The following is a 24,334-nucleotide window of genomic DNA, read 5'->3' as shown; positions in this document are numbered from 1 at the left end:
GCCATGCGCATCTACCTGCCTGCCACGCTCGACGAGCTCGACGCCGTGACCGTCACTGCCGAGGCCGCGCTCTGGACGGTCGCGCCGCGCGGCGCGCACGCCGTGACGTCGGCCCTCGTCCGGTCCCTGCCCGACGAGGACGAGGAAGGGCTCGAGTACGCGGCAGCGCTCGAGGCCGCGGACGACTCGCTCGCGCTCGTCGCGTCCCGGCCGGACGCGCCGCGGCAGCGGCTCGTCGTGACGCTCGAGGTGCCCGACGGCGCGGTGCAGGCCGTCGAGGCCGCGAGCGCCGCGGGCGACGACAGCGGCGACGAGGAGGACGCTCCCGCCCCGAGCGCGGTCCAGGTGGTGCGGACCGTGCCCGACGTCGCGATCGTGTGCGTGCACGTCGACGAGCCGGAGGCCGCCCCCGACGTCGAGGCCGTGCTCGCGGCGGCTGACGGCGACGGTCCGGAGGCCGACGCGGCGCTCGACTCCGCGCTCGACCGGGTCACCGAGCGTGACCTGCTCTGGTACGACTGGTCGGAGGTCCCCGACGTGCCGCGCGCCTGAGGCGGCGGCGAGCGGCACCCACCGGACGACCGGTACGCACGGACGACGGACCGGGCGCCGCCCAGCCCGTCGCGCGATCAGCCGAGGCGGCCGAGCACCTCGTCGTGCAGGAGGCCGTTCGTCGCGACGGCGTTGCCGCCCCACGGGCCGTGAGCGCCGTCGAGCGACGTGAACCGCCCGCCCGCCTCGGTGACGATCGGCACGAGCGCGGCCATGTCGTAGAGCTCGAGCTCGGGCTCGGCCGCGGCGTCGACGGCCCCCTCGGCGACGAGCATGTACGACCAGAAGTCGCCGTACCCCCGCGTGCGCCAGGCACCCCGCATGAGGTCGAGGAACGGGTCGAGGCGGCCGCGCTCCTCCCAGCCGGTGAGCGAGGAGTACGCGAGGGACGCGTCCTCCCAGCGCGAGACCGCGGAGACGTGCAGTCGCGACGCCGCGGCGAGCGACTTGCCGGTCCAGGCGCCGGTGCCCTTCGCGGCCCACCAGCGGCGTCCGAGCGCCGGTGCCGAGACGAGCCCGACGACGACCTCGTCGCCGTCGGCGAGGGCGATGAGCGTCGCCCAGACCGGGACGCCGCGCACGAAGTTCTTCGTCCCGTCGATCGGGTCGACGATCCAGCGGCGCGACCCGTGCCCCGTCTCGCCGTACTCCTCGCCGACGATCGCGTCCCGCCCGCGCGCTCGCCCGAGCCCGGCGCGGATGATCTCCTCCGCGGCGCGGTCGGCGTCGCTCACCGGCGTCGAGTCGGGCTTCGACTCGACGTGCAGGTCGATCGCCTTGAACCGGGACATCGTGTGACCGTCGACCTGGTCGGCGATCACGTGGGCGAGGCGCAGGTCGTCGTCGTAGCTCCGCGTCGAGGGGGGCGTCATGGCTCACACCGTAGCGGTGCGACCGTCCGCTCCGGGATCAGGCCGCGCCGGTGCGCGACGCGAGCACGCGGCGGAACGACTCGAGGCGTGCGGCGCGGGCCGCACGCGTCTCGTCGTCGGGCGACGCCTCGACCCACTCGTCGAGCGCGCAGTCGGGGGCGTCGTCGAGGTGCGTGCACCCCCGCGGGCACCCCTCCGCGACCTCGTCGAGGTCGTCGAACGCGCGCAGCAGGTTCCCGACCTCGACGTGCGCGAGCCCGAACGAGCGCACGCCCGGGGTGTCGATGACCCAGCCGCCCCCGGGCAGCCGCAGCGCGACCGCGGAGGTCGACGTGTGCCGGCCACGGCCCGTGTGGTCGTTCACCACGCCGGTCGCGCGTCTCGCGTCGGGCACGAGCGCGTTGACGAGCGTGGACTTGCCGACGCCCGAGTGCCCCACGAACACGGACGTGCGTCCCGCGAGCGCGCCGCGGACCGCGTCGAGCGGCTCGATCACCCAGCCCTCCGCGGCGAGTCCGTCCGGGACGCGACGCGTCTCGACGACCGACACCCCGAGCGGCTCGTAGAGCGCGCGCAGCGGCGCCGGGTCGGCGAGGTCCGCCTTGGTGAGGCACAGGAGCACGTCCATGCCGGCGTCGTATGCCGCGACGACGCACCGGTCGATCATGCGCGTACGTGGCTCGGGCTCGGCGAGCGCCGTGACGACGACGAGCTGGTCGGCGTTGGCGACGATCACGCGCTCGTAGGGGTCGGTGTCGTCGGCGGTGCGTCGGAGCACGGCGCTGCGCTCCTGGATGCGCACGATGCGCGCGAGGCTGCCGTCGTCGCCGGTCACGTCACCGACGAGGTCGACCCGGTCGCCGCACACGACACGCGTGCGCCCGATGTCCCGGGCCTTCATCGCGACGACCACTCGTTCGTCGGGCCCGTCCGCGTCCACGAGCAGCGTGTACCGCCCGCGGTCGACCCCGGTGACGAACCCGGTCACCGCGTCCGCGTGCTCGGGCCGCTGCTTGGTGCGCGGCCTGCTGCCCCGCTTGCCGGGGCGGGACCGGAAGTCCGACTCGTCGGGGACGCGTGCCATCAGCGGGCCGCCACCCCCTCGGCGGGGCCGGTGGGCAGGCCGGACACCTTCGGAACGCCCGGCACCGGCGGCATGGTCGTGCCCGCGGCCCCGCCGGCGAGCATCCGCTCCCACATGCCCGCGAAGCCGGGCAGCGTCTTGGCGGTCGTCTCCACGTTCTCCACCGTCACCCCGGGCACGCGCAGGCCGATCAGCGCGGCCGACGTCGCCATCCGGTGGTCGTGGTACGTGCGGAACGTCGCGCCGTGCAGGGGACGCGGCGTGATGACGAGCCCGTCGCGCGTCTCCTCCGCCCGCCCGCCCAGGCGCGTGATCTCGGTCGCGAGCGCGGCGAGGCGGTCGGTCTCGTGACCCCGCAGGTGCGCGATGCCGCGCAGACGGCTCGGGGAGTCGGCGAGCGCCGCGAGGGCGGCGATCGTCGGTGCGAGCTCGCCGGCGGCGTGGAGGTCGACGTCGACGCCGCGCACCTCGCCCGTGCCCGTCACGGACATGACGCCGTCCTCGAGCGTCGCGGTGCCGCCCATCGCCGTGAGGAGCTCGCCGAGCATGGCGCCGGGCTGGGTGGTCGTCGTCGGCCAGCCGGGGACGCGGACCGTGCCACCCGCGACGAGCGCGGCGGCGAGGAACGGGCCGGCGTTGGAGAGGTCGGGCTCGACCTGGACGTCACGCGCGGTGATCGGTCCGGGCTCGACGCGCCAGATGGCGGGTCGCGAGTCGTCGACCACGACGCCGACCTCGCGCAGGACCGCCACGGTCATGTCGATGTGCGGCATGCTCGGCAGCGTCGTGCCGACGTGACGCAGCGTGAGGCCCTGGTCGAACCGCGCGGCCGCGAGCAGCAGCCCCGAGACGAACTGGCTCGACGCCGACGCGTCCACGTCGACCGACCCGCCGCGCACCCTGCCGCGGCCACGGATCGTGAACGGAAGGGTCGTCGGGAGGCTCGCCGTCCCGCTGCCGCCGTCCGAGACGCTCACGTCGAGCGCACGGAGCGCCGTGAGGACCGGTCCCATCGGCCGCACGCGGGCACCCTCGTCGCCGTCGAACCGCACGGTCCCGTCGGCGAGCGCCGCGACGGGCGGGAGGAACCGCATGACCGTGCCGGCGAGGCCGCAGTCGATCTCTGCCGGGCCACGCAGCACGCCCGGGGTGACGTGCAGCTCGCCGGGGGACGACCCCTCGGTCACGTCCACGCCGAGCGCCCGCAGCCCGGCCGCCATGAGGTCGGCGTCGCGGCTGCGCAGCGCGCCGCGCAGGACACCCGGACCGTCCGCGAGGGCGGCGAGGACGAGGAGGCGGTTCGTCAGCGACTTCGAGCCCGGCACCTCGACGGTCGCGTCGAGCGGTCCGGCGACCGTCGGCGCGACCCAGCCCTCCGCGTCGGCGGGGACAGGGGCGGCGAGGTGCGCGTCGGTCATGACGTCCAGGCTAGTGGAGGCGCAGGGCCCGACGCCGGACCCTCCCAGGCCCTGGACGCGCGCCACGCGGGTCCACCTGCCCGAACCCGCACCGTCGAACCCTGGTCTGCGAAGCCGGTCGCCGCGCCCGACCCTGGTCTGTGTGCCTCGGGAGGCCCGGCGTGGCGCACAACCCCGGGTTCGGCAGGTTCAGGCGACCTCCGCTTCAGGCGACCTTCGAGCGGACGGCCGCACCGGCGTCGTGCACGGCTCCCGACGTGAGGCTCGCGGCGTGCTCGGCGGCCTCGCGAGCCGCCTTCGCGGCCCGGCGGGCGGCGCGCCCGGCGTCGGCGGAGGCCTGCTTCGCCGAGCCCGTGACACCCTTCGCCGAGCCCCTGACGCCCTTCGCCGCCCCCTTGACCTCCTTCGCCGTGCCCTTGGCGCTCGCGACGACCGCGTCCTGCTTCGCCTGCTTGGCCCGCACCAGGTCGTGGCGCGCCTTCTCGAGCCGCCACTGCACCCCGGGGCGACCCTCGTAGTCCGCCCCGGCGATGAGCGCGGCGCCGATCGCCCCGACGTTGGCCACGAACTTGCGCGTGCGCTCGGTACGGGTCGCCTCTCCGCCGGTGAAGGGCTGGTTGACGACGGCGAGCGGCACGGTGAGCGCCGCGAGCGTGAGTGCCGCGGTGCGGGGCGCCTTCCCGACGGCGAGGCACAGGCCGGCGACGGCCGTCGCGATCCCGTGGGCGCGGACCAGGGCGGTGACCTGCGCGTCGCTCAGCGGGGCCTCGACGCCCGCACCCTTCTCGACGAGCTCGACCCCGCTGCGCGCTGCGCGCACGTGCTCGGCCGGCTTGAGTGCGGCCTGGACGCCGTCGTAGACGAACCAGGAGGCCAGCATGGGCCTGGCGAGGGGACGCAGAAGCATCGGAACTCCTTCGGTTGCGGACGGTCCCAGCCTGCCGCGCCGACGGTTCGCGCGCCACCGGCGACGCGCTCGGCGGACGTCGGCGAGCGACGGGCAGGGGCGAGCTGAGGCGGGGACGCTGGTGAGGCATGGACGCGGGGAGAGGTGGGGGACTACGGCGAGGGTGAGGTGAGGGAGGGGGCGCGCGATCGTGGCGGGCCTGGCGGGAGCCCGCGAGGGACGAGCGGGCGGATGGTAGATCGCGCGCCCCCTCCCTCACTTCACCCGGTGGTGCGCACCGACCCGGTGGTGCGCACCGACCCGGTGGTGCGCACCGACCCGGTGGTGCGCACACGGCGTGCGGTCAGAGGGCCCCACCGGCGGCCTCGGGCGCGTCCGCGGACTCGCCGGAGTCGCCGATCGTCTCGCGCGCGACGTAGTTCTCGAGGTCGAACAGGTTGTCCCCGGCGCGCTGCGCGACGGTCAGGAGCGTCGTCGCCGACGCGACCTCCTCGACCTGCTCCTTGAGGAACCACAGGAGGAACTGCTCGCCGAGGGCGTCGCCCTCCTCGCGCGCGGCCCGGAAGATCGCCTCGATCTGGGCCGTGACCTGCTTCTCCTGGTCGAGGGCGAGCTGGAGCGGCTCGACGACGGACGAGAAGTCGTTGCGCACGTCGCCGGTGCCCGGGATGACGACGGGCAGGTCCCGGTCGAGGTGGTACTGCACGATCATCATCGCGTGGTTGCGCTCCTCGACCGACTGGCGGTAGAAGTGCGCGGCGAGCTGGGGCAGGTCGTGGGAGTCGAACCACACGGCGATGGCGATGTACTGCTGGTGCGCGTCGAGCTCGTGCGCGACCTGCTCGCGCAGGAGGGTGAGGAAGCGGGACGGGTTCTCGGTCGTGGTCATGGTCGCCACGCTAGCGACGTCCGGCCTGGAGCACATCAGGTGCCCGCCCGCGGGAATGGGCCACCGCGCACGGTGGTTGCACACCTCGTGACCATCCTCCTCGACGCCCGGTCGACCGCCGCCACGGCGGCTGCCCCGGCCTCCCCGGACGAGGCCCTCGCGGCGGCCTTCTCGGCCGGTACGGCCGCGAGGTCCGTCCCAGCGAACAACCTGACGAACAGGGGACTAGGCTCGTTGTCGATGACTGAGCGAATCCCCGGGAGCCCCGAGACGGTGCCGTCCGCGACGCCGAGTTCCGCGCTGCCCGAGGGGACGGAGAGCGACCTCTCCGCGACCACCGGTACGGACGACGACACCGACACGAACCGCGCTCCGGCCGCGGAGGACGACGCCGCGCGGGCTGCGCGGTTCGAGCGCGACGCGCTGCAGTACCTCGACCAGCTCTACTCGGCGGCGCTGCGCATGACGCGCAACCCGTCGGACGCCGAGGACCTCGTCCAGGAGACGTTCGCCAAGGCGTTCGCGGCGTTCCACCAGTACCGCCCGGGGACCAACCTCAAGGCGTGGCTGTACCGGATCCTCACGAACACGTTCATCAACACGTATCGCAAGAAGCAGCGTGAGCCGCAGCAGTCCCAGGCCGAGGACGTCGAGGACTGGCAGATCGCGCGCGCCGCGTCGCACACGTCGCAGGGGCTGCGCTCCGCGGAGGCCGAGGCGCTCGACCGGCTGCCGGACACGGACGTGAAGCGCGCGCTGCAGGAGCTGCCCGAGGACCGTCGCATGGTCGTGTACTACGCGGACGTCGAGGGCTTCCCGTACAAGGAGATCGCGGAGATCATGGGGACACCGATCGGTACGGTCATGTCCCGCCTGCACCGGGGCAGGCGCCAGCTGCGCGAGCTGCTGGCCGACTACGCCGCGAAGCGTGGACTGGTAGGGGCGAAAGCTCCTGGAGGTGAGTCGTGAGCACGTCAGAGAGCCGGACGCCGGGCCCGCGGGCGGCCGACGAGGCGGTCACGCCGATCCCGCACTCGACCGAGGGGGAGTCGGAGTGCGAGCACGCCCTCCTGCACCTCTACGAGTACCTGGACTCGGAGATGACGGCGGACGACGAGCTGCGGATGCGCGCGCACGTCGCGCACTGCTCGCCGTGCCTCGTCGAGCTGAGCGTCGAGGAGCTCGTCAAGCAGCTCGTGCGTCGCTCGTGCCACGAGCAGGCGCCGCCGAGCCTGCGAGCGCGCATCCACGCCCAGCTCGTGATCATGACGACCACCAAGACGGTGGTCGAGACGCGCTGAGACGCGCCGCGGCATCGCGGCACGCCTCCGCGCGTCGCGCCCGGCGGACGCTCCCGGACGCCCGGCGGACGCTCCCGGACGCCCGGCGGACGCTCCCGGACGACGAAGGGCCCGGACCGACGACGTCGGTCCGGGCCCTTCGTGCACGCGCCTGGGCTCAGGCGTTGGGGCGCTTGCCGTGGTTCGCGGCGTTGCCCTTGCGGCTGCGACGCTTGCGTCCGCGCTTGCTCATGATGTTCTCCTGATCGTCTGGGGGAGTGCCGTCCCGGGGGTTCTCGGCGGGAACGGCCGCCCGCGGCGGGCCCGGTCCGCCTCCCATGGTCCCACACGTCGCCCCTTGCCCTCCGCAACAACGCGATATATCGTGTCTCGGGAAACGCGATATATCGCAACCTGCCGGCGGAGCGGTCTCCGCGCGGGCAGCACCACGGGCCGCTTGCGGGCGGGACGCGCGGACAAGAGGACGGGGCGCAGGATGACGCACGAGAGCTGGACCGTCACCGGTCCGCGGACGATCGAGGTGGAGCACGTCGCACGGCTCGACGCGACGGTCATCGGCGGCCGTATCGACGTGGTCGCCCACGACGACCCTGCCCGGACCGACGTCCTCGTCGAGGTGCACTCCGTGACCGGACGGGCGCTCGAGGTGGCGGTGGACGGCACGGCCCTACGGATCGGCTCCGGCTCGTACGAGGCCGGGTGGAAGGGCGTCCTCGAGCGCTTCCGCACGTACACCGGCAAGGACGCGGCCGACGTGCACGTCGCGGTCCCGGCGACGACCTACGCCAAGGTCGTGACGGTGCAGGGCGAGGGCCTCGTCGCGGGGCTCCGGCACGGAGTGCGCGTGGGCACGGTCACGGGCTCCGTCGTGACCAGCCGGACGGCGGGCGAGCTGCGCGTCGACACCGTCTCGGGCGAGGTCTCCGTGAGCGAGCACGACGGCGCGGTCCGCATGGAGTCCGTCTCGGGTGGGATCACGGCGACGGGTTCGCTGCGTTCGCTGCGGCTCGAGTCCGTCTCCGGCGCGGTGACGGTCGACACCCGCACGACCCCGTCCGAGGTGAGCGTGAACGCCGTCTCCGCCGACGTGCTCGTCCGTCTCCCCGACCCCGACGCCATGTCCTACGCGATCCGGTGCCTGAGCGGCCGGCTCCTCGTCGACGGGACGGAGCAGCGGGGCGGGGCGGGCTCGTTCAGCCGACCGGCGCTGCACGGCCCGGCGGCGCCCCTCCGGGTGTCGGCCGTCTCCGGGAACGTGACCGTGCTGCGCGGCTCGTCCGAGGAGGACGCGGAGCGCCCCTCGGCCGCCGCACCCGGACGCGCGACCGCCGACGTCCCGGCCTGGGGGTCGCCCGGCCCCCGCACGGCGACGGCCACGACCGGTCCGGTGGACCGCTGATGGCCACCGTCTTCGCCCACGGTGAGCTGCGCCTGTACCTCCTCGCGCTGCTCGACGCCGGGCCCAAGCACGGGTACGAGCTCATCACCGAGCTCACGGACCGCTTCGGGGGCACGTACCGGCCGAGCGCCGGGACGATCTACCCGCGCCTCGGACGGCTCGAGGACGAGGGGCTCGTGCGGCGCAGCGTCGAGGGACGCAAGACGACGTACGCGCTCACGCCCGCCGGTCGCGCCGAGATCGAGGCGCGGCGCGGCGACGTCGCGCAGCTCGAGCACGGGATCGCCGAGACCGTCCGGCAGCGCGCGCAGGCGCTGCGCGCCGAGGTCCAGGGCTCGCTCCACGGGCTGCGCGCCGAGCTGGCCGCCGCCGCGCAGACGGCGCGCGCGCGTCCGCGCGAGGGCGAGCCCGACCCCCGCCGGCGCGAGTCCTACGCCTGGCGCATGGAGGCCGAGGCGCTCGTGCAGCGCTTTCGCGACGACGTGCGCGCCGACCTGCGACGCGCCGACGCGTCGAGCCTCGTCACCGAGCTCACCGTGGACACGCTGCGCACCGTCCTCGACAGCGCACGCAAGGCCGTGCGGGCGACCCTGCCGTGACGCACGGTGGAACAGGCGCACCCCTGCGGCACACACCCGCGCGTCGACCACGATCCGGCACCGGACCCCCGCACCAGGACCCCGCACATGAACCCCGCACCAGACCCCGAACGAGGAGAGAGATCGTATGAGCACCGAGACCTGGGTCATCACCACCCCGCAGACCGTCGACGTCGCAGAGGTCCGTCGCGTCGTCGTCCAGCTGACCGACGGCTCCGTCGACGTGGTCGCGGACCCGAACCGCGCCGACGGCGCCCACCTCGAGATCGGTGACGTCACCGAGCGTCCGCTCCAGGTGAGCGCGCACGACGGCGAGCTGCGCATCGGGTACGACTTCGCCGGCATCGAGGGCATCGTCGACCGTGCCAAAGGCCTTCGCGACAAGGACCGCGCCGTCGTGCGCCTCACCGTTCCGGCCGACGTGCCCGTCAAGGTCACGACGGCGCGCGCCGCCGCCACCGTCACGGGCACCACGGCCGACCTGTCGGTGACCACCGCGACCGGCCCCGTGCGCGTCCAGGGCACGACGGGTCCGGTCTCCGTGAAGACGGCCTCCGCGCCCGTGGACGTCGTCGAGCACGTCGGGGACGTCCGGGTGAGCACCGCCTCGGGCGCCGTCAACGTCGCGGGATCGCTGGGCCGCGTCTCGGTCACGACCGTGACGAGCGGCGTCGAGGTGGTCGCGCGCGAGAGCACGCCGCTCGTCGACGCCCGCACCGTCTCCGGTGACGTCGCCGTGCGCCTCGGCGCCGGGGCGCCCGTGAACCTCAAGGCGCGCAGCGTCACGGGCAAGGCCGTGCTCGACGGCGTGCGCCTCGAGAGCTCCGCGCAGCGCACGACGTCGGTCGACCACGTCGACCGCCCGGTCGAGAGCCCCACCGCCGGCGGCGCCTACGTCTCGGCGAGCACCGTGTCCGGCGACCTCACGGTCTCGCGCGGCTGAGGCACAGGCCTGCCCGGCCCCGGCCTGCCCGGCCCTGCTCGCTGACGCGGCTCAGGGCGCGTCGTCGGGCAGGCCGAGCCAGGCGTGCCAGCCCGTGTGCAGCACGAGCCACGCCATGAGGCCGTAGCCCGCCTGGCCCGGGAACCCGTTGCCGCTCTGGGCGAGGTCCGCGAGCCACTGCTCGTGCGTCACGAGCGGGCTGAACGTGTCGACGTACGGCACTCGACGACGGTTCGCGACGTCCGCGAACGCGTTCGAGAGCTCCGCGAGCCGGTCCGCGTCCTGCGGGTGCCCGGGCGGCGGGCCGACGACGAACGTCGGCAGACGCCGCGACTCCGCGACGTCCAGGACGTTCGCCAGGTTGAGACGGGACCGCGCGACGGACAGGCCGGAGTCGAGGTCGTGCCGACCGAGACCGACGACGAGCCGGTTGTCGACGTCGGGCTCGGGAGAGAACCGCCGCGCCGTCTCCGCCTCCCAGCGCTGGCTGAGGGCCGTCGTCGTCTCCCCGGGGATCGCGAGCGGGAAGACGTAGACGGGCTGCGGGAAGCGCGTGCGCGCGACGACGCGCCCCGACCACCCCAGGGCCTTGGCGTCCCCGACGCCGGCGCTCAGCTCGTCGCCGACGACGCAGATCCGGACTTCTCGACGTGCTACGTCCTCCACGAGGGTCATTCTCCCCGACGCCGGGAGCCGCGGTCGATCCCGGGCCGTCCGCCCGGCGTGTCGGAGCCCGGCACGCGCCTCGCGCACCGGGCCGCGGACCGCCCGATCAGAGGAGGTTGGCGCCCCACGTCACCTCGTGCGAGGCGCCCGGTGCGAGGCGTACGAGCCGGTCACCGGTGCGGAAGGCGTCCGCGATGCAGCTCATCGGCTCCGCCGCCACGCCCGAGCGGTGGAACGCCGGATCGCCCACGTGGTCGCCCGTGCAGATCTGCCAGGTGTCCATCGACGCGTCCATCCACACGGCGGCGGTGCGTCCGTCCGGGGCGCCGAGCCGGATCCACGACAGCCCGGCGTCGTCGCGCGTCACGTCCACGTACGCGTCGTCCAGGTCGACTCCCGCCAGGGAGCGCGTCTCCCGGAGATCGAAGGCGCCCGACGCGGGTTCCGTCCCGGTGGGCAGCAGGCGGTCGTCGGTCGTCACGCGCGAGACGGCGTCGAGACGGATCGTGCAGTCGTCGAGGTCCGCGCCGGCGGGGGAGAGCCACGGGTGGAAGCCGATGCCGTACGGCGCCGTGCCGCGGCCGGCGTTGGTCGTGCGCACGTGCACGCGCAGCCCGTCGTCGCTCAGCGAGTACGCGACGCGCGCCACGAGCGCGAACGGGTAGCCCGGGGTCGGGACGAGGCGCAGCTCGAGCGTGACGGCAGCCTCGGTGTGCTCCACGACCGTCCAGCGCTGCCAGCACGCGAGGCCGTGGAGCGCCGTCATCCGGGCAGGCTCGGTGACCGGGACCTGGAACGTCGTGCCGTCGATCTCGTACTGGCCGTCGCGCAGGCGGTTGGGCCACGGCAGGAGCACCGCGCCGTTGAACGCGGGCGAGACCTCGTCCTCGGCGAACGGGAGGAAGACGGGGCGGCCGGCGACGGCGTACTCGCGCACCGCCGCTCCGACCTCGGTGATCGTGGCGGCGTGGTCGCCGTGGGCGATGCGCAGCTGTGCGCCGGAAGGTGCGTCGGTGTTCACGCTCACATACGGTACTCGGCGTGCGCGGGTGCACGATGGGCCCTCGCCCGTCAGACTCGGTGCCCGGGCACGTGCGCCTGCGTGCCCGACGCAGCACGAGGAGGAACGATGGAACGACGTGTGCTCGGACGCACGGGACGGCTCGTCTCGGTGGTAGGGCTGGGGACATGGCAGCTCGGCGCCGACTGGGGCGACGTCGAGGAGGGCGACGCCCGCGCGGTGCTCGACGCCTCCGCCGAGGCCGGGGTGACGTTCTTCGACACCGCGGACGTCTACGGGGACGGTCGCAGCGAGCAGATCATCGGCTCCTACCTCGCCGACAACCCGGATCACGGGATCACCGTCGCGACGAAGATGGGCCGCCGCGAGGCCCAGGACCCCGACAACTTCACGCTCGCGAAGTTCCGCGAGTGGACCGACCGGTCGCGCACCAACCTGCGGACCGAGCGGCTCGACCTCGTCCAGCTCCACTGCCCGCCCACGGCGGTGTACTCCCGCGACGAGGCCTACGACGCCCTCGACACGCTCGTCGCCGAGGGCGCGATCGCCTCCTACGGCGTGAGCGTCGAGACGGTCGACGAGGCGCTCACCGCCATCGCGCGCCCCGGGGTCGCGACCGTGCAGATCATCCTCAACGCGTTCCGCCTCAAGCCGCTCGACGAGGTGCTGCCAGCGGCCTCCGCGGCCGGCGTGGGCGTCATCGCGCGCGTGCCGCTCGCCTCGGGACTGCTGTCCGGCAAGTACACGCGCGAGACGACGTTCGGGGACGACGACCACCGGACCTTCAACCGCGACGGCAGCGCGTTCGACGTCGGCGAGACGTTCTCCGGCGTCGACTTCGAGACCGGCGTCGAGGCCGCACGGCAGTTCTCCGACCTGGTCCGCGACACCGTCGCCCAGGACCTCACGCCCGCGCAGGCCGCGATCGCGTGGATCTGGCAGCAGCCGGGCGTCACGACGGTCATCCCCGGCGCGCGCAACGTCGATCAGGCGCGCTCCAACGCCGTCGCGGGGTCGGCCGAGGTCCTCGGCCCGCTCTTCGCGTCGGGCATCCGCGAGATCTACGACGAGCACATCAGGGCGGCGGTCCACGACCGCTGGTGAGGGTGGGGCGCGTCGGTCGCTTCGGTCGCGTCGTCGTGGTCGGGTCGGGCGCGACCGGAGGAGCGGCGGCGGGTCTACCATCCGCGGCGCTCGTCCCTCGCGCCGCTCCCGCCAGACCCACCACGACCCGCCGCCGCCCCTCCGGTCCCGCCCTGCGGTGACGTCGCCCTGGCCAGCGCCTGCCAAGCGGGGGGCGAGCGGCAGGTGAGCACTCGACCGGCGAGGCGCGATCGCTGGGGTGAGCGCCGGGGCGAGCGCCAGGTGAGGGGTCGGGCGAGGTGGTGGCTCAGGTGCGGGGGCGCGGGTCGTGGTGGGTCTGGCGGGAGCCCGCGAGGAACGAGCGGCGCGGATGGTAGACCCGCGCCCCCGCTCCTGAGCCGCCGCCGGACGTCACCCACGACCCACGACGCACGAGGACAAAGGCCCCCTCCCGAGGGAGGGGGCCTTCGTGGTGCTCAGGTCCGCGCGAGCGGGCCGGACGTCAGCGGGCGAACGCCTGCTCGAGCAGAACTGCCTGCTGGGCCTGGTGCTTCTTCGCCGTGCCGGTGGCCGTGGAGGCCGACGCCGGGCGCGAGACGACACTCACGCGCGGCAGGTCGTCCGGCAGGTTGATGTGGACGAACGACCAGGCGCCCTGGTTCTCCGGCTCGTCCTGGACCCACACGACCTCGGCGTCGCCGTACCGGGCGATCTCGGCGCGGATCGCGTCGACGTCGAGCGGGTAGAGCTGCTCGAGGCGGACGATCGCCGTGCTCTCGTCGCCGCGCTTGGTGCGCTCCGCGAGGAGGTCGTAGTAGACGCGACCGGTGCACAGGAGCACGCGGTCGACCTTGGCCGGGTCGACGGCGGTGTCCTCGATCACGGGCTTGAAGGTGCCCTGCGTGAACTCCTCGACCGGGGACGCGGCCGCCTTGAGGCGCAGGAGCTGCTTCGGCGTGAAGACGATGAGCGGACGGCGCGGGCGGTCGTACGCCTGGCGACGCAGCAGGTGGAAGTACGACGCGGGCGTCGACGGCTGCGCGATGGTGATGTTGTCCTCGGCGGCGAGCTGCAGGAAGCGCTCGATGCGCGCGGACGAGTGGTCCGGGCCCTGGCCCTCGTAGCCGTGGGGGAGCAGCATGACGACCGAGGAGTACTGGCCCCACTTCTGCTCCGCCGACGAGAGGAACTCGTCGATGACGGTCTGGGCGCCGTTGACGAAGTCGCCGAACTGCGCCTCCCACAGCACGAGGGCGTCGGGACGCTCGACGGAGTACCCGTACTCGAACCCGAGGGCCGCGTACTCGGACAGCGACGAGTCGTAGACCCAGAACTTCGCCTGGTCGGCGGAGAGGTAGAGCAGCGGCGTCCACTCGGCGCCCGTCTCGCGGTCGTGCAGGACGGCGTGGCGCTGCACGAACGTGCCGCGGCGCGAGTCCTGACCGGCGAGGCGCACGGGCGTGCCCTCGGCGAGGAGCGAGCCGAACGCGAGGAGCTCGCCGAAGCCCCAGTCGATGCCGCCCTCGACGGACATCTGCCGGCGCTTCTCGAGGAGCTGCGCGAGCTTGGGGTGCACGGTGAAGCCCTCGGGCGGCACGACGTGCACCTGGCCGATGCGCTCGACGACGTCCGGGTCGACGGCGGTGCGCCAACCCACCATCGTGCCGGCGTCCTCGAGCTGGGACTCGGGACGCTCGAGACCGGCCACGGGCTCCGACGAGGCGGACGGCGTGTAGCCGCCCTCCTTGGTCTCCGTGAAGACGCGCTCGAGCTGGGCCTGGTAGTCCTGCAGGACGTGCTCGGCCTCCTCGAGCGTGATGTCGCCGCGCGCGACGAGGTTCTCGGTGTAGAGCTTGCGGACCGAGCGCTTCGCCTCGATGAGGTTGTACATGAGCGGCTGCGTCATCGACGGGTCGTCGCCCTCGTTGTGACCGCGGCGGCGGTAGCAGATGAGGTCGATGATGACGTCGCGGTCGAACTGCTCGCGGAACGCGAAGGCCAGCTCGGCGACCCGCACGCACGCCTCCGGGTCGTCGCCGTTCACGTGGAAGATCGGCACCTGGTAGCCCTTGGCCACGTCGGTCGCGTATGTCGTCGAGCGCGACGACGACGGGCCCGTGGTGAAGCCGACCTGGTTGTTGACGACGACGTGGACCGTGCCGCCCGTGCGGTACCCGCGCAGCTGCGCGAGGTTGAGCACCTCCGGCACCACGCCCTGGCCCGCGAAGGCGGCGTCGCCGTGGATGAGGATCGGCAGCACGGAGAAGCCGTCGCCGCCGAGGTCGATGCGGTCCTGCTTGGCGCGCACGATGCCCTCGAGCACCGGGTCGACGGCCTCGAGGTGCGACGGGTTCGCCGCGAGGTAGACCTTCGTCGTCGCGCCGGACTCGGCCGTGAACGTGCCCTCGGTCCCGAGGTGGTACTTCACGTCGCCGGAGCCCTGGACGCTCTTCGGGTCGAGGTTGCCCTCGAACTCCGCGAAGATCTGCGCGTAGCTCTTGCCGGCGATGTTCGCGAGCACGTTGAGGCGCCCGCGGTGCGCCATGCCGATGCCGACCTCGTCGAGGCCGTTCTCGGCGGCCTTCGACAGGATCGCGTCGAGCAGCGGGATGAGGGACTCGCCGCCCTCGAGCGAGAAGCGCTTCTGCCCGACGAACTTCGTCTGCAGGAACGTCTCGAACGCCTCGGCGGAGTTGAGCCGGCGCAGGATGCGCAGCTGGTCCTCGCGCGGGGTGCGGGCGTACCCGGACTCGAGGCGCTCCTGCAGCCACTTGCGCTGCGTGCGGTCCGCGAGGTGCATGTACTCGACGCCGACGGTGCGGCAGTACGAGTCGCGCAGGAGGCCGAGGACGTCGCGCAGCGACGACTTCGACGTGCCGCCGAACCCGCCGGTGGGGAACGTGCGGTCGAGGTCCCAGAGCGTGAGCCCGTGGTTCTGGATGTCGAGGTCGCCGTGCTTGCGCTGGCGGTAGGCGAGCGGGTCGGTGTCCGCCATGAGGTGGCCGCGCGAGCGGTACGAGTGGACGAGCTCGGCGATCTTCGCGGGCTTGGCCGCCTCGACGTCGGCGTCCGTCGTGTTGTCCCGGACCCAGCGCACCGGCTCGTAGGGGATGCGCAGCGCGGCGAACACGCGGTCGTAGAAGCCGTCCTCGCCGAGGAGCTTCTGCGACAGGATGCGCAGGAACTCGCCGGACTGGGCGCCCTGGATGATGCGGTGGTCGTAGGTCGACGTGATCGTCAGGACCTTCGAGATGCCGAGGCGTGCGAGGCGCTCGGTCGAGGCCCCCGCGAACTCCGCCGGGTAGTCCATCGCGCCGACGCCGATGATCGTGCCCTGGCCCTGCATGAGGCGCGGCACCGAGTGCACCGTGCCGATGCCGCCCGGGTTCGTCAGCGAGATCGTCGTGCCGGCGAAGTCGTCGACGCCCAGCTTGCCGCCGCGCGCCCGGCGCACGAGGTCCTCGTAGGCCGCCCAGAACTGGGCGAAGTCCATCGTGTCGGCCTTCTTGACGCTCGGCACGAGGAGCTGGCGGGTGCCGTCCGGCTTGGCGAGGTCGATCGCGAGACCGAAGTTGACGTGCGCGGGCTGGTTGACGGCGGGCTTGCCGTCGAGCTCGGTGTAGCTCGAGTTCATGGCCGGCATGTCCGCCAGCGCTTCGACGAGCGCGAAGCCGATGAGGTGCGTGAACGAGATCTTGCCGCCCCGACCGCGCGCGAGGTGGTTGTTGATGACGATGCGGTTGTCGACCATGAGCTTGGCCGGGACCGCGCGCACCGAGGTGGCGGTCGGCACCTGCAGGCTCGACTCCATGTTCGTCACGACGCGCGCGGCGGGGCCGCGCAGCCTCTGGACGTCGTCGACCGCCTGGGTCTCCTGGTCCGGCGCTCCCGCGACCTTGCGGGCCGGGACCTGCGCGTACGGCGCGGTCGCGGGCTGCGCCGTCGCGACGGGCTTGTGCGCACGCACGGCCTCGACGGCGGCGTTGACCGCGGGGTCCGCGGGCAGCTTCGGCGGCTTGACGCGCTGCGCGGCCTCGGCCGCGGCGGAGCCGTCCGTCGCCGGTGCGGGCTTCGTGGGCTCCGCGGGACGGGCGGCCGGCGCCGGGGCGGCGGGCGCGGTCTGCGCGGGCGTGCCGTTCGTGGACGCCGACGCCGGTGCGGCGGACGGCGCGGACTCGTCGCCCGTGTCGTCGCGCTCCGTCGGACGGTAGTCCTCGAAGAAGTCCCACCACGCGGGGTCTACCGCGTTCTTGTCCTTGAGGTACTGCTCGTAGAGCTCGTCGACCAGCCACTCGTTCGCTCCGAACACGGAGCTTGCGTCGCTGATCGCCTCTGACTCAGCCTTCGGGGACACGCGAGGATCGCCCACTTTCACACACAGGTCGCTGTACGGTCACAGTCGTGTCGGCGCGTGACGGCGAGACGACGACGCGCCCCGGCACAGACTCGTCCGGCATCCGGACCACACCAGCCTAGGCCCTCGGGCCCCGCTCGCAGGGCCGCTGAAGGTGTTCCCGCGCGAGCCGTGCCCGGGTTCTTCACGCCGCGTCTGCCCGAGGCAAACGCGGTGCAACGCCCGGCTCGGCTCCGGGCAAGAGCGCGGAATTCCAGGCCATCACGGGGTATGGGGCGTCCGGCGTGTGACGCATCTCACCGGTTCCGCTGCGCCACGTGCGTCAGGGCACGTCGTCGTCGACCGGGGTCGGCGGGAGGTCGCCCGACCTCGCCGGGAGCGTCACCCGCATCGTCGCGCCCCGTCGCGAGTCGGCGACCTCGATCCGGCCGCCGTGCAGGTCGACCGCCCACCGGACGATCGCGAGGCCGATCCCGGTACCACCCGTCGACCCGCCACCCGTCGGGTGCGTCGCCGACGCGTGCGTCCCCGTCGCGCTCGCCCGCGCGAAGCGCTCGAAGATCCTCTCGCGGTCCTCCTTCGCGATCCCCGGCCCCTCGTCGACGACCTCGATCACGACCTCGTCGTCGACGGGGTACGCCTCGAGCCGGATCTCGCCGTTCGGGGGAGAGTGGCGGATCGCGTTCTGGAGCAGGTTCACGACCACCTGGTGGAGGCGCTCCCTGTCGGCCTCGAGCACGAGGTCCGGCGGGGTGACGTCCACGACGTATCGCAGGCCCTTGGCCGCCTCGACCATCGACACGGCCTCGGCGTTCTCCTCGAGGAAGTCGCCGACGTCGATCTCCGTGATGTTCAGCGCCGCTGCGCCGGCCTCGATGCGCGACAGGTCGAGCAGGTAGGCGACGAGGCGCGTGAGGCGTTCCGTCTGGGCCAGCGCCATCTCCATCGTCGCGGGCGTCGGCTGCGTCACGCCGTCCACGACGTTCTCGAGCTGCGCCTGCAGCGCGGCGATCGGTGTGCGCAGCTCGTGCGACACGTTGGCGATGAGCTCGCGGCGCACCTGGTCGCTCGTCGCGAGGTCCTCCGCCATGACGTTGAACGCGACGGCGAGCTGTCCGACCTCGTCGCGGCTCGTGGCCCGGACGCGGCGGGTGTAGTCGCCGTCGGCCATCGCGCGCGCCGCCGCGGTCATCTCGCGCAGGGGGGACGTCATGCCGCGCGCCAGGAGCTGGGTCAGCAGGAGCGACAGGACGATCGCGAGCGGGAACGTGCGCGACGGGCCGAGCTGGTTCTGCAGCCCGATCCACGTGATGAGCACGGCGAGCGTCACCGTCGCCGCGACGAGCACGCCCAGCTTGATCTTCAGCGAGCGGAACGAGTCGAGCGGCCGGACGTCGGGCAGGTGGGGCCGGATCGTGTGGGACCGGTGCGGCAGGTTGCGGGACGGGCTCGACCGGTCCTGCCCACCGGTGGGCGTCGTCATCCGGCGGGCGGCTCGAACGCGTAGCCCACGCCGTGCACCGTGCGGATGAGGTCCGCACCGAGCTTGCGGCGCAGCGCCTTGATGTGCGAGTCGACCGTGCGGGTCCCGCTCGCGTCGGCCCAGTCCCACACCTCGGCGAGCAGACGCTCGCGCGTGAGCACCGTCTTGGGCGAGCTCGCGAGCATGACGAGCAGCTCGAACTCCGTGGGCGTCAGGTGGACCTCCTCGCCGGCGCGGTACACGCGGCGCTGGGCCTTGTCGATCGTCACGTCACCCACCGCCATCGGGGGCTCCGCGGGTGTCGTGCTCGCCGCCTGCGCCGCGCGGTCCATGCGCCGCAGGAGGGCCTTGATGCGCGCGACGAGCTCGCGCATCGAGAACGGCTTCGTCATGTAGTCGTCCGCGCCCACGCCGAGCCCGATGAGCATGTCGGTCTCGTCGTCCCGCGCCGTGAGCATGAGGATCGGCACCGGTTGGTCGGCCTGGATGCGCCGCGTCACCTCGAGCCCGTCGATGCCCGGCAGCATGACGTCGAGCACGATGACGTCAGGACGCAGGCGGGTCGCGGCGTCGACGCCGGACAGCCCGTCGCGCGCGACCTCGACGCGCCACCCCTCGGCGCTCAGTCGCTGCGCGATGGCCGTCGCGATCGCCGGCTCGTCCTCGACGACGAGCACGGTCGCGGTCTGCTGGCCGGCCGGTCCGGTCGGGGGAGCGGGGGTGCGGCTCGTCGCCGGCCCTGCACCCGCTCCGGTGGGGAATGCTCTCGCTGCCCTCGGATCTGCCATGGGATACAGCGTGGCACACGTCGGCGCAGGTCGGCCGGATTTGCGGACGGTCGCGGGCCGTCCACGGGGACGCAGGCAGACCCGGGGACTAGCATGCTGCGCACGATGAAGAGCACCTCCCGATATCCGTGGAGCACCTCGTGGTAGGCGACTGGGTCATGGTCGCGCTCGGGGTGCTCCTCACCGCAGGAACCGCCGTCTTCGTGGCCGGGGAGTTCTCCCTGGTCACTCTCGACCCGGCCGTCGTCGGTGCCGGGGACGAGCCGGGCGACCAGGAGGGCGACAGACCCGACGGCCGTGACGACCGACGCGACCGCTCCGTCCGGGCCGCCCTCAAGCACCTGTCGACCGAGCTGAGCTCGGCGCAGGTCGGCATCACGCTCACCACGATCCTTCTGGGCTACACCGCCCAGCCCGCTCTGCTGTCGCTGATCGCGGGAGGGCTCGGGCGCACCCCGCTCAGCCAGGCCGTCGCCGGCGTGCTCGCGGGGATCCTCGCTCTCGTCGTGGTCAACGCCTTCTCGATGGTGGTCGGGGAGCTCATCCCCAAGAACTTCGCGCTGAGCGCCCCGTACGCGACGGCTCGCCAGGTCGTCCCCCTGCAGCGCCAGTTCACCAAGCTCTTCCGCCCCGTGATCGCCGTGCTCAACGGGTCGGCGAACGCGATCCTGCGGCGCGTGGGGGTCGAGCCGCGCGAGGAGCTGTCGGGAGCGCGGTCGGCCACGGAGCTCGCCGCGCTCGTGCGGCGCTCCGCGCAGGAGGGCACGCTCGACGTGTCCGTCGCCACGCTGCTCACGAACTCGATCGAGCTCGACACGCTCTCGGCCGTGGACGTCATGACCGACCGGATGCGCATGGTCGTCGTCGACCGCGACGCGACGGCCGCCGACGTGGTCGACGCCGCCCGCCGCACCGGGCACTCCCGGTTCCCGGTCATCGGCGACGACCGCGACGACGTCGTCGGCCTCGTCCACCTGCGCCGCGCGGTGGCCGTGCCGCACGAGCGCCGTCCCGAGGTGCCCGCCGCGGCGCTCATGGTCGACGCGCCGCGCGTCCCCGAGACGGTCCGCCTCGGGCCTCTGCTCGTCGAGCTGCGCGGTTTCGGGCTGCAGATGGCGGTCGTCGTCGACGAGTACGGGGGGACCGCCGGCGTCGTGACGCTCGAGGACGTCGTCGAGGAGCTCGTCGGCGACGTCGCGGACGAGCACGACCGTCGCCGCGCGGGCGCCGCGCGGCGTGCGGACGGTTCCTGGTTCGTGCCGGGCGTCCTGCGCCCGGACGAGCTCACGGAGGTGACCGGCCTTCGGGTCCCCGAGGACGCCGCGTACGAGACGCTCGGCGGCCTCGTGATGTCCCGCCTCGGACGCGTGCCCGTGACGGGCGACGAGGTCGTCGTGGGCGAGGGCGCGCAGCGCGTCGTCGTCCGCGTGGAGGCGATGGAGGGCCGACGGGTCGAGCGGGTCAACGTCCGGCCCGCGCCCGGGGAGGTCCCGGCATGAGCTCGACCACCGCCCTCCTCCTCGGCCTCGTGCTCCTCGGGGGCAACGCCTTCTTCGTCGGCGCGGAGTTCGCCGTCATCTCGGCCCGCCGCTCGGCGATCGAGCCCCTCGCCGCCCGGGGCGACCGGCGTGCCCAGACGGTGCTGTGGGCGATGGAGAACGTGTCGCTCATGCTCGCGTGCGCGCAGCTCGGCGTGACCGTGTGCTCCACCGGCCTCGGGGTCGTCGCGGAGCCTGCCCTCGCGCACCTCATCGAGGATCCTCTGCACGCCCTCGGAGTGAGCACGTCCCTCGCGCACCCGATCGCGTTCGTCGTCGCCCTGGCCGTCGTCGTCTACCTGCACGTGGTGCTCGGCGAGATGGTGCCGAAGAACCTCGCGGTGGCCGGTCCGGACCGGGCCGTGCTGTGGTTCGGGCCGCCCCTCGTCTGGATCGGGAGGGTGCTGCGCCCGGTCATCGTCGCGCTCAACTGGGTCGCGAACCACGTCGTGCGGTGGTCGGGCGTGGAGCCCCGGGACGAGGTGGCGTCCGCCTACACGGCGGAGGAGGTGCAGTCGATCGTCGAGCACTCCCAGGCCGAGGGCGTGCTGCGTGACGAGCAGGGCCTGCTGTCGGGCGCGATCGAGTTCTCGGAACGCACCGCGAGCGACGTGATGGTCCCCGTCGCCGACCTCGTGACCGTCGTCGAGGGGTGCACGCCCGACGAGCTCGAGCGCCTCGTCGCCCGCACGGGGTTCTCGCGGTTCCCCGTCGCGGACGCGTCGGGCGACCTCGTGGGGTACCTCCACGTCAAGGACGTCCTCTACGCCGACGACACGACACGTCACGACCCGGTCCCCGGCTGGCGCGTGCGGGCGCTCGCGGTGTCGGCCCCGGGCGACGAGGTGGAGGACGCGCTGCGTGCCATGCAGGGGTCGGGCGCCCACCTCGCCCGCGTGGACGGACCGCACGGCTCGCTGGGCGTGGTGTTCCTCGAGGACATCCTCGAGGAGCTCGTCGGCGAGGTGCGCGACGCCATGCAGCGGCGGCCGCACTGACGTTTTCGCAGCAGCGCTCCGGTCGCCGTCGCGGGGGCCGGGTGTGGGAACCTTCCCGCAGCGCTGACCAGGAGACTTGGCAACGCCGGAGGCCTTCGTTACTGTTCCGTGATTGACGCCGGTCGCCAGTGTGGTTCACCGGCCGGTCACAGTCGGTTCAACGATCGTTCCGAGTGCGGAAGGCAGGTGGCGGGTGCAGGCGCAGCAGACCGACGTCCCCGCCCTCGAGTCCCGCCGCGCACGTCGCGAGGCCGAGCACGGCCCGCGTCGCCCGCGCCGCAGCCAGGCCCAGGTGCCGGGCCAGCACCGGTGGGTCCCCCGGGTCGCCGTCCTCAGCACCCTCGCCATGGCGACGATCGCGATGCCGCTCTCCGCCGGAGCCGACGACGGTCTTGGCGCCAGGTCGCCGTTCGAGCCCGACGCCCGCCCGGCCGGCCCGAGCGCGCTCGACCTCGCGACCGCCGCCTCGACCGTCCCGGCGCTCTCGGAGAGCGTCGCGGCGGCGCCGCGGACCGCGGTGCGCACCGACGCCGCCTCCCGGTCGTTCGAGCGCGAGCCGCTGCCCGGGTGCGACCCGACCGTCCGCCCCACGGGGACCAACGGCAACCTCGACCAGCACGAGCTGTGCGAGCTGTGGCAGCCCGGCGACTTCCTCCGGCCCGACGCCGCGGTCGCGCTGTCCGCGCTCAACGAGGCGTTCCGCGCGAGCTTCGGCCGCGACCTGTGCCTCGTCTCGTCGTACCGGACCCTCTCCACGCAGGTCTCGCTCAAGTCGACGCGTGGCGGTTTCGCCGCCCGGCCCGGCACCTCGATGCACGGCTGGGGCCTCGCCATCGACCTGTGCTCGATCGAGACGGGGTCGCGCGAGGTGTACGCGTGGCTCAACGAGAACGGCACCACGTACGGCTGGGCGAACCCGCCGTGGGCCAAGCGCGGCGGCGGCGGCGCGTACGAGCCGTGGCACTTCGAGTTCACCGAGGGCGTCGAGGAGATGGGCGGCGCCTGACCCGCCGCGCGGACCCGTCCCGGCTATCGTCGGAGCATGGCGGACCTCCTGCTCGCCGCGGCCGTCCTGCGCCGCCCCGAGCACGCGCTCGCGGCGCAGCTCCTCGCCCTCGCGCTCCACGGCGTCGTGCGGGAGATCCATGGTCCGGTCGCGTCTCCGGCGCGACCCGAGGCGCCTGCCGACGCGAGCGGGGACGGCGTGCGGGTCCTCGAGGTCGTCGACCCGTCCCGGGCGACCGGTCACGAGCCCGACGTCCTCCGGACGCTGTTCGGCGACCCCACGCTCCCCGGGGCGCGCCTGCGGCTCGATCCCGACGATGCCGGCCTCCGCGACCGGCTGAGAGCCGCCGCGGCCCGCGTCGCCCGCGCGGCACGGCGGGACGGGTATCTGGCTGCGGGGCGCGGTGACCACCTGACCGAGAAGGGGCAGGCGCTGCGCGCCGACCTCGTCGCGCTCGAGGACACGGTGGAGCGGGAGGTCGCCAAGGCCCGACGGCGGGACGCGGGCCGGGCGCACGTGTCGCCGGGGCTGCTGCACTGGGCGGTGCTCTTCGGCCACGAGCCGGGATGGGTGCCGGTGGACCACCGGTCCGTCCGCATCGACGTCGCGGCCGTGTGCGCGGCGGCGGACGCGCTCTCCCGCTGAGCCCTCGCGTCCACGGCTCGCGGCCGGTTCCGGTGCGGCGCCCCTACGGGCCGGCGAGGCGCTCGTTGCGCCCGAAGTCCTGGAGGAAGCGCGGGCCCGACGCCGCGAGCTCGGCCGCGTAGGCCGTGCGCCACCCCGCGAAGGGCCGGCTGGCGAGCGCGTCGTTCGAGAACCGCGGGTCGTCCGTGAGCTCGGTGACGCAGAACGCGGGGATCTGCAGGTCCGTGACGGGTCCGGAGCGCTCGCACTCCGCGACGACGAGCGGGTGGTCCGCCCCGCCGAACACGTCGACGACCCAGCCGTCGTCGCCGAGCCACACGGACCAGCGGGTCTTCACGATGCGCGAGCCGCCGCGGCGGATCATCTGCAGCCCGACGGCGACGTCGATCTCGCGCTCCGCCTCGTACCGCGTGCCGCCCGCCATGGGGCCCTTCACGGTGAGCGTGCACAGGTCGACCTCGGAGACGTAGCGGTCGAGGAGCGTGATCGCGTCCGCGTCGGCGTCCATCGGGGCGTCGACACCGGGGGCCGTCGCGCGCAGGCGCAGCGCGAACCCCTCGTCGGCGAGGTAGTAGCTCTGCACGATCAGGGCGGGGGCGTCGCGCAGCTCCTCGGGGAGCTGGTGCACGAGGAAACGTCGTTCGAACTCGAAGTCCCCGTAGCCGCCGTCGGTCATGGTGACACCGTAGCGAAGTGCAGGGGATCGGCGTCCAGGAGATGCCCGACGCCCGTGGATCTGGAGGTGCCCTCGATAGTGTCCTGGCTCAGGACATCGGAATGGGGTGTCT

Annotated in this window: 23 protein-coding genes; 11 read left to right on the top strand and 12 right to left on the bottom strand. The window is 73.6% G+C overall.

Going from position 1 to position 24,334, the window contains the following annotated elements:
* Positions 1-3 precede the first annotated feature (3 nt).
* Positions 4-552, top strand: a complete 549-nt coding sequence (locus tag AC4H2G_RS16375) for a DUF6912 family protein (RefSeq protein WP_494366797.1) — start codon at positions 4-6, stop codon at positions 550-552.
* A gap of 77 nt (positions 553-629) precedes the next feature.
* Here the strand turns inward: AC4H2G_RS16375 and hisN are convergent, their stop codons facing one another.
* The 5 genes from hisN to AC4H2G_RS16350 form a co-directional block, all read right to left on the bottom strand.
* A complete protein-coding gene (hisN, locus tag AC4H2G_RS16370; protein ID WP_494366796.1) occupies positions 630-1,424 on the bottom strand; it encodes a histidinol-phosphatase in 795 nt (264 codons plus the stop codon).
* Positions 1,425-1,461: 37 nt separating this feature from the next.
* Positions 1,462-2,508, bottom strand: coding sequence for a ribosome small subunit-dependent GTPase A (gene rsgA / locus AC4H2G_RS16365; RefSeq protein ID WP_494366795.1), 1,047 nt, complete (start codon positions 2,506-2,508; stop codon positions 1,462-1,464).
* Entirely contained in the window at positions 2,508-3,926 is a 1,419-nt protein-coding gene (gene aroA, locus AC4H2G_RS16360; protein WP_494366794.1) for a 3-phosphoshikimate 1-carboxyvinyltransferase, read from the bottom strand. The genes rsgA and aroA overlap by 1 nt, the downstream gene beginning before the upstream one ends.
* Before the next feature lie 205 nt (positions 3,927-4,131).
* On the bottom strand, positions 4,132-4,833 hold the full coding sequence (locus tag AC4H2G_RS16355; RefSeq protein ID WP_494366793.1) for a DoxX family membrane protein: 702 nt from the start codon (positions 4,831-4,833) through the stop codon (positions 4,132-4,134).
* A gap of 343 nt (positions 4,834-5,176) precedes the next feature.
* Positions 5,177-5,722 (bottom strand): ferritin, encoded by a 546-nt coding sequence (locus AC4H2G_RS16350; protein WP_494366792.1) that lies wholly within the window; start codon positions 5,720-5,722, stop codon positions 5,177-5,179.
* A 240-nt stretch (positions 5,723-5,962) separates the two neighbouring features.
* Between AC4H2G_RS16350 and AC4H2G_RS16345 the strand changes: the two genes are divergently transcribed.
* Positions 5,963-6,691: a sigma-70 family RNA polymerase sigma factor gene (locus AC4H2G_RS16345; protein WP_494366791.1), complete on the top strand. Its 729-nt coding sequence runs from the start codon at positions 5,963-5,965 to the stop codon at positions 6,689-6,691.
* Positions 6,688-7,023, top strand: a complete 336-nt coding sequence (gene rsrA, locus AC4H2G_RS16340; protein WP_494366790.1) for a mycothiol system anti-sigma-R factor — start codon at positions 6,688-6,690, stop codon at positions 7,021-7,023. The genes AC4H2G_RS16345 and rsrA overlap by 4 nt, the downstream gene beginning before the upstream one ends.
* Before the next feature lie 157 nt (positions 7,024-7,180).
* Here rsrA and AC4H2G_RS16335 read toward each other — a convergent pair whose 3' ends face one another.
* Positions 7,181-7,255 (bottom strand): 50S ribosomal protein bL37, encoded by a 75-nt coding sequence (locus AC4H2G_RS16335; RefSeq protein WP_099052597.1) that lies wholly within the window; start codon positions 7,253-7,255, stop codon positions 7,181-7,183.
* Positions 7,256-7,498: 243 nt separating this feature from the next.
* On the opposite strand from AC4H2G_RS16335, the gene AC4H2G_RS16330 reads away from it, so the two are divergent.
* The 3 genes from AC4H2G_RS16330 (at position 7,499) to AC4H2G_RS16320 (ending at position 9,964) form a co-directional block, all read left to right on the top strand.
* Positions 7,499-8,422, top strand: a complete 924-nt coding sequence (locus AC4H2G_RS16330; RefSeq protein WP_494366789.1) for a DUF4097 family beta strand repeat-containing protein — start codon at positions 7,499-7,501, stop codon at positions 8,420-8,422.
* The gene (locus AC4H2G_RS16325; RefSeq protein ID WP_494366788.1) at positions 8,422-9,021 is read left to right on the top strand and encodes a PadR family transcriptional regulator; all 600 of its coding nucleotides are present in this window, start codon (positions 8,422-8,424) and stop codon (positions 9,019-9,021) included. The genes AC4H2G_RS16330 and AC4H2G_RS16325 overlap by 1 nt, the downstream gene beginning before the upstream one ends.
* Before the next feature lie 127 nt (positions 9,022-9,148).
* Complete coding sequence (locus AC4H2G_RS16320) at positions 9,149-9,964, top strand: DUF4097 family beta strand repeat-containing protein (RefSeq protein ID WP_494366787.1); 816 nt, start codon at positions 9,149-9,151, stop codon at positions 9,962-9,964.
* A gap of 51 nt (positions 9,965-10,015) precedes the next feature.
* On the opposite strand, the gene AC4H2G_RS16315 is transcribed toward AC4H2G_RS16320, so the two are convergent.
* Both AC4H2G_RS16315 and AC4H2G_RS16310 read right to left on the bottom strand, forming a co-directional pair.
* Entirely contained in the window at positions 10,016-10,630 is a 615-nt protein-coding gene (locus AC4H2G_RS16315; RefSeq protein WP_494366786.1) for a GDSL-type esterase/lipase family protein, read from the bottom strand.
* 106 nt (positions 10,631-10,736) lie between these two features.
* A complete protein-coding gene (locus AC4H2G_RS16310; protein ID WP_494366785.1) occupies positions 10,737-11,651 on the bottom strand; it encodes an aldose 1-epimerase family protein in 915 nt (304 codons plus the stop codon).
* 108 nt (positions 11,652-11,759) lie between these two features.
* On the opposite strand from AC4H2G_RS16310, the gene AC4H2G_RS16305 reads away from it, so the two are divergent.
* Positions 11,760-12,755 (top strand): aldo/keto reductase, encoded by a 996-nt coding sequence (locus AC4H2G_RS16305; protein WP_494366784.1) that lies wholly within the window; start codon positions 11,760-11,762, stop codon positions 12,753-12,755.
* Between the two features lie 481 nt (positions 12,756-13,236).
* On the opposite strand, the gene AC4H2G_RS16300 is transcribed toward AC4H2G_RS16305, so the two are convergent.
* The 3 genes from AC4H2G_RS16300 to AC4H2G_RS16290 form a co-directional block, all read right to left on the bottom strand.
* The gene (locus AC4H2G_RS16300; RefSeq protein WP_494366783.1) at positions 13,237-17,043 is read right to left on the bottom strand and encodes a multifunctional oxoglutarate decarboxylase/oxoglutarate dehydrogenase thiamine pyrophosphate-binding subunit/dihydrolipoyllysine-residue succinyltransferase subunit; all 3,807 of its coding nucleotides are present in this window, start codon (positions 17,041-17,043) and stop codon (positions 13,237-13,239) included.
* Between the two features lie 367 nt (positions 17,044-17,410).
* Positions 17,411-18,571, bottom strand: coding sequence for a HAMP domain-containing sensor histidine kinase (locus tag AC4H2G_RS16295; protein ID WP_494366782.1), 1,161 nt, complete (start codon positions 18,569-18,571; stop codon positions 17,411-17,413).
* Complete coding sequence (locus AC4H2G_RS16290; RefSeq protein WP_494366781.1) at positions 18,568-19,359, bottom strand: response regulator transcription factor; 792 nt, start codon at positions 19,357-19,359, stop codon at positions 18,568-18,570. The genes AC4H2G_RS16295 and AC4H2G_RS16290 overlap by 4 nt, the downstream gene beginning before the upstream one ends.
* Positions 19,360-19,499: 140 nt before the next feature.
* Here AC4H2G_RS16290 and AC4H2G_RS16285 point away from each other — a divergent pair, with 140 nt between their 5' ends.
* The 4 genes from AC4H2G_RS16285 to AC4H2G_RS16270 all read left to right on the top strand — a co-directional run bounded on the left by AC4H2G_RS16285 (position 19,500) and on the right by AC4H2G_RS16270 (position 23,546).
* Positions 19,500-20,858, top strand: a complete 1,359-nt coding sequence (locus AC4H2G_RS16285; protein ID WP_494366780.1) for a hemolysin family protein — start codon at positions 19,500-19,502, stop codon at positions 20,856-20,858.
* Complete coding sequence (locus tag AC4H2G_RS16280; RefSeq protein WP_494366779.1) at positions 20,855-21,895, top strand: hemolysin family protein; 1,041 nt, start codon at positions 20,855-20,857, stop codon at positions 21,893-21,895. The genes AC4H2G_RS16285 and AC4H2G_RS16280 overlap by 4 nt, the downstream gene beginning before the upstream one ends.
* Before the next feature lie 193 nt (positions 21,896-22,088).
* Positions 22,089-22,901: a M15 family metallopeptidase gene (locus AC4H2G_RS16275; protein ID WP_494366778.1), complete on the top strand. Its 813-nt coding sequence runs from the start codon at positions 22,089-22,091 to the stop codon at positions 22,899-22,901.
* A 36-nt stretch (positions 22,902-22,937) separates the two neighbouring features.
* The gene (locus AC4H2G_RS16270) at positions 22,938-23,546 is read left to right on the top strand and encodes a hypothetical protein (RefSeq protein ID WP_494366777.1); all 609 of its coding nucleotides are present in this window, start codon (positions 22,938-22,940) and stop codon (positions 23,544-23,546) included.
* A gap of 43 nt (positions 23,547-23,589) precedes the next feature.
* Here the strand turns inward: AC4H2G_RS16270 and AC4H2G_RS16265 are convergent, their stop codons facing one another.
* Positions 23,590-24,222 (bottom strand): CYTH domain-containing protein, encoded by a 633-nt coding sequence (locus AC4H2G_RS16265; protein WP_494366776.1) that lies wholly within the window; start codon positions 24,220-24,222, stop codon positions 23,590-23,592.
* Positions 24,223-24,334 lie beyond the last annotated feature (112 nt).

This window comes from Cellulosimicrobium sp. BMG9.23, from assembly GCF_059159985.1.
This window is presented reverse-complemented; position numbering and strand designations above follow the sequence as displayed.

Bases quoted from the DNA above. Each gene is read 5' to 3' on its own strand.
- AC4H2G_RS16330 (WP_494366789.1), top strand. From the start codon at position 7,499: ATGACGCACGAGAGCTGGACCGTCACCGGTCCGCGGACGATCGAGGTG.
- AC4H2G_RS16295 (WP_494366782.1), bottom strand. From the start codon at position 18,571: ATGACGACGCCCACCGGTGGGCAGGACCGGTCGAGCCCGTCCCGCAAC.
- AC4H2G_RS16265 (WP_494366776.1), bottom strand. From the start codon at position 24,222: ATGACCGACGGCGGCTACGGGGACTTCGAGTTCGAACGACGTTTCCTC.
- aroA (WP_494366794.1), bottom strand. From the start codon at position 3,926: ATGACCGACGCGCACCTCGCCGCCCCTGTCCCCGCCGACGCGGAGGGC.
- AC4H2G_RS16355 (WP_494366793.1), bottom strand. From the start codon at position 4,833: ATGCTTCTGCGTCCCCTCGCCAGGCCCATGCTGGCCTCCTGGTTCGTC.
- AC4H2G_RS16325 (WP_494366788.1), top strand. From the start codon at position 8,422: ATGGCCACCGTCTTCGCCCACGGTGAGCTGCGCCTGTACCTCCTCGCG.
- AC4H2G_RS16290 (WP_494366781.1), bottom strand. From the start codon at position 19,359: ATGGCAGATCCGAGGGCAGCGAGAGCATTCCCCACCGGAGCGGGTGCA.
- AC4H2G_RS16305 (WP_494366784.1), top strand. From the start codon at position 11,760: ATGGAACGACGTGTGCTCGGACGCACGGGACGGCTCGTCTCGGTGGTA.
- AC4H2G_RS16320 (WP_494366787.1), top strand. From the start codon at position 9,149: ATGAGCACCGAGACCTGGGTCATCACCACCCCGCAGACCGTCGACGTC.
- AC4H2G_RS16345 (WP_494366791.1), top strand. From the start codon at position 5,963: ATGACTGAGCGAATCCCCGGGAGCCCCGAGACGGTGCCGTCCGCGACG.
- AC4H2G_RS16350 (WP_494366792.1), bottom strand. From the start codon at position 5,722: ATGACCACGACCGAGAACCCGTCCCGCTTCCTCACCCTCCTGCGCGAG.
- rsgA (WP_494366795.1), bottom strand. From the start codon at position 2,508: ATGGCACGCGTCCCCGACGAGTCGGACTTCCGGTCCCGCCCCGGCAAG.
- AC4H2G_RS16375 (WP_494366797.1), top strand. From the start codon at position 4: ATGCGCATCTACCTGCCTGCCACGCTCGACGAGCTCGACGCCGTGACC.
- AC4H2G_RS16270 (WP_494366777.1), top strand. From the start codon at position 22,938: ATGGCGGACCTCCTGCTCGCCGCGGCCGTCCTGCGCCGCCCCGAGCAC.
- hisN (WP_494366796.1), bottom strand. From the start codon at position 1,424: ATGACGCCCCCCTCGACGCGGAGCTACGACGACGACCTGCGCCTCGCC.
- AC4H2G_RS16280 (WP_494366779.1), top strand. From the start codon at position 20,855: ATGAGCTCGACCACCGCCCTCCTCCTCGGCCTCGTGCTCCTCGGGGGC.